Raw genomic sequence first — 1,129 nt, 5'->3', positions numbered from 1 at the left:
TGGCCATGGGCCATTCTTTATTTAATTAGTGTTGCACTTAAAGTGTAAATTCAAGTTCAAAAAGTATTGGTATTGGTAGTGGATTGATTGCAGCATACGCAGAAGACTTAATTAATGCTAATTATGATTACCAAGAAATCACTAAGCGAGTTCAACAGTCCGTGCTAAAAAGTAAAGTCTATTTTTATATTGCAACATTAAAATATCTTAGAATTGGCGGTAGGATTGGCAAAGTGGCTGGGATGGTGGGATCAGTTTTAAATATTAAACCAGTCATATCGTGCGACTCAGATGGCATATATTACCCAGTAGCAAAAGCTCGTTCTGAAAAGAAAGCAATTTCAAGGTTATTAAAGCTGGCTATCGAAGATGCTTCAACAAACGAAAGTTTTAGGCTTGCAGTCGTTCAGGGCAATGACAAAGCGATTTCAAGTCATGTACTAACCGAACTTAGAAATAGCTTTCCAAAACATACCATTTATACTGGTGATGTTTCCCCAGCATTATGTGTACACACAGGCCCAGGGCTAATTGGAATTGCAGTTCAGATTTATTAATATTTCTGTGCAAGGAGGATGACTAAGTTGCCTTTCGCTAAAAATAATTTCCCGAGATTACCGTTATGGAGCGAATTACCAAGCTTCAATTTACATTTGGATCAATTATTAGACATCACCAATTCTTTTGTTGAACCCATGATTGAGGAAAAAATTACCAAGACAATGATGCATAATTATTTTAAAGCAGGGATTATTGAGGCTCCAATCAAGAAGAGATATGCACGAAAACATTTGGCAGGAGCAATTGTGGTCGGTGTATGTAAAAATGTATTCTCACTATCAGAAATAGAGCAAGGATTGCGACTAATTCTTGCGGATACTTCACCTGCAGAAGGCTATGATAACTTTGTAAAAATATTTAATAACCAGAGTTCTCAAGAAACAATAAAAATGCCCCCTGTAGCCAATATTAGTTTAGAACCCACATCTACTATGCTTATACAGTATAGTGCGATTCAATCGGTTTTGTTTTGGTTTTTAGCAAGACGTCTTATTCAGAAAAATCAGGATCTATAAAGTGAACCCCCAAGGTTGGACAGAAAAATCCAATTTTGGGGGTTTCATTTATG

General features: G+C 36.3%; 2 protein-coding genes. Both read left to right on the top strand.

Features of this window, described 5'->3' with window-relative positions; genetic code table 11:
• Positions 1–65: 65 nt before the first annotated feature.
• Positions 66–557 carry a DegV family protein gene (locus IV54_RS09600; RefSeq protein ID WP_272947295.1) on the top strand — a complete coding sequence of 164 codons (492 nt, stop codon included), beginning with the start codon at positions 66–68 and terminating at the stop codon, positions 555–557.
• A gap of 27 nt (positions 558–584) precedes the next feature.
• Positions 585–1,076 carry a DUF1836 domain-containing protein gene (locus IV54_RS09595; RefSeq protein ID WP_083488573.1) on the top strand — a complete coding sequence of 164 codons (492 nt, stop codon included), beginning with the start codon at positions 585–587 and terminating at the stop codon, positions 1,074–1,076.
• Positions 1,077–1,129: the final 53 nt, after the last annotated feature.

Origin of the sequence: Levilactobacillus paucivorans (assembly GCF_001437125.1) — a bacterium.
Lineage (GTDB): Bacteria > Bacillota > Bacilli > Lactobacillales > Lactobacillaceae > Levilactobacillus > Levilactobacillus paucivorans.
This window is presented reverse-complemented; position numbering and strand designations above follow the sequence as displayed.